At 40.6% G+C, this 2,539-nt stretch carries 2 protein-coding genes; both read right to left on the reverse strand.

Annotation, left to right across the window (positions count from 1 at the left end; all coding sequences use genetic code 11):
- Positions 1-328: 328 nt before the first annotated feature.
- A complete protein-coding gene (locus U9Q77_09550) occupies positions 329-1,477 on the reverse strand; it encodes an IS91 family transposase (GenBank protein MEA3287602.1) in 1,149 nt (382 codons plus the stop codon).
- 1 nt (position 1,478) lies between these two features.
- Complete coding sequence (locus U9Q77_09555) at positions 1,479-2,333, reverse strand: site-specific integrase (GenBank protein MEA3287603.1); 855 nt, start codon at positions 2,331-2,333, stop codon at positions 1,479-1,481.
- Positions 2,334-2,539 lie beyond the last annotated feature (206 nt).

Consider the following 2,539-nt stretch of genomic DNA (forward strand, 5'->3'; position numbering starts at 1 on the left):
AACCTCATAGTGTTTTATCCGACATATACACCCAAAGATAGTGAATCAACTGAAGATCAATTGAGTTTGGCTGAAATTATTTGTGATGGTATTGTTTATGTCTGATAAAACTGAGTTGGACTGTGCCGCCGGGTCCTATGCACTTAGTATGGCACGGCTTCATAAGTGGGAGGTGTGTTCTGGTCATTAATGGAGCCACTTTAATGAAAATCCAACTTGCTACTGGTATAAACATGGTATTATTCTGGCTGATTAAGACATAGCTTTTCCCTTACGGCAGTTGCAGTTTGATGATTAGCTATGACAAAGAACTAGAGGGTGAAAATGGTCAACCTGATTCAGTTGCTCCATGAAACGGGAGTAAAATTCCGATTCCACACTCAGGACAAATACGTTGTCTTTTTCCACTGATTTCCTGAAAGACCTCCATGGCATTTAAACCTTCCAGTCTTGGTATAAACTGAGCTTTTTCCAGTAGCTCAAAAACCAAAGCCAGCATCTCTTTGGCTATTGAAAGAGACATAAAACCAAAATACCTGATTCTGCAGAAACCCCGGGGTACAACATGCTGAAAAAAACGACGGTGAAATTCAATCACAGGAAGAGTAATTGTACTTGAATATGCACCCGTACGATTGTCCTTGATTTTAAAGCTAATCTGATCATCTTTAACACTAATAATTCTGCTGTTTGAAATAGCCACACGATGAGTATATCGTCCCAGATACTCAATAACCCGATCAGCGCCCAATTGGTGAGACTTAATATGAACGTTCCAGTTGTTCTTATAAAGCTTTTGTTTTAGCTTATCCCAGGAAAAGTCATCGGGGAGGAAGATCTCCTCTCCTTTTGCAATGATCTCAGAAAGCATTTTACACACAATACCACGGAATATTTTGCTTAAAACCTTGGCCGGCAAAAAAAACTTCCCTGGTGAATGTATCCATTCCATTTTATCCGCTGAAAGCCCCCCGGCCGGAACAAGCATGTGAATATGAGGATGATATGTCAGAGCCTGTCCCCATGTGTGTAAGAGGCTTACTCCGCCTACAGATGCTCCATATCCTGAAGGCCCCCCGGATGCATGGTGAACGGCTTTAGTACTGGATCGAAAGAGCAGATCGTAACATAATCTCTGATTAGTGTAAAATATCTGGTGTAATTCCTGGGGAATAGTGAAGATTAAATGAAAGTATTTGGTTGGAGGTAAGTTGTGCTTTAAGCGATCAACCCATTCTGCTTGTTTTATGTACTGACATTTCGGACAATGCCGATTCCTACAAGAGTTGTACGAGTTCTGCACGTGGCCACAGTGATTGCAATAATCCTTATGTCCGCCCAAAGCTGATGTGCGACAACAAGTCAGATCAGTTAGTACTTTGCTTTGATCCGGGCTAAAGGAGTATTGACTGGTCAATTGACCCTGATACTCAGAAAGGAGCTCTCCAAGATCAAATGAATGTTTCTTATTTTCCATATTACACCCCCTGGCTAACTACATAATCAATGGGGCTCTTAACCTTTCTTGTCTCAGAGTTAGTCACATGCAGATAGATTGAGGTCGTCTTTAAAGCCTTGTGTCCCATTAGTTGCTGAATAACCTTAAGGTTTGCACCCTGTTCGAGTAAGTGAGTGGCAAAACTGTGACGTAAACAGTGGAAATATGCGGGCTTGGTGATTTTAGCCCCTTTCATAGCTTGCTTAAAAACTACCTCAACGGTTCTTTCTGAGAGCGGTTTACTGTGAATTTGTCCCGGAAAAAGATAATCATGCGGCTTGTACTTATGATAGTACTCTCGAAGAATATCCAGAGTTCGTTCTCCCAGTAATGAGTACCTGGCTTTTTTACCTTTCCCTGATCTTATGTGTATTTGCATGCGATCAGAATCAATATCACCAATACGAAGGTTTAATAATTCAAACTTTCGCAATCCTGCACTATAGGTAACACAAAGTATTGCCTTGTGTTTGAGGTTTTTAGTGACACTGATCAATCGCTCCATTTCTTCTCTTGAGAAAACAACCGGAATACGTTTCTCTCTGCGGGCTCTTTTGACGGAGATTATATCCCATTTTAAGTGTAAAACATCAACAAATAGTATTTTCAGGGCACTGATGAGTTGATTAACAGATGATGCCGAAAAACTACCGGCATTAATCCTTGCCTGAAGATAGGATTTAATCTGCTCGCGGGTCAGTTTATCTGGCGTGATGTTGTAATGCTGTGAGATCCTGGAAATGGAGCTCAGATAATTGCGAATCGTTCTGGGACTGTAATTGCGAATTTGCATCTCCCTGAACATTTTTTCTCGTAATGTAATTTGTTCTTCCATGTTATTATTTATTATGATTAACAACGTGGAAGTTAGAGAATTATGAAAGAATCACCGCCGATAGGCGGTTTAGTTCAACCTCATAGTGTTTTATCCGACATATACACCCAAAGATAGTGAATCAACTGAAGATCAATTGAGTTTGGCTGAAATTATTTGTGATGGTATTGTTTATGTCTGATAAAACTGAGTTGGACTGTGCCGCC

Source organism: Candidatus Neomarinimicrobiota bacterium (assembly GCA_034716895.1).
Classification (GTDB): domain Bacteria; phylum Fidelibacterota; class UBA8477; order UBA8477; family JABMPR01; genus JABMPR01.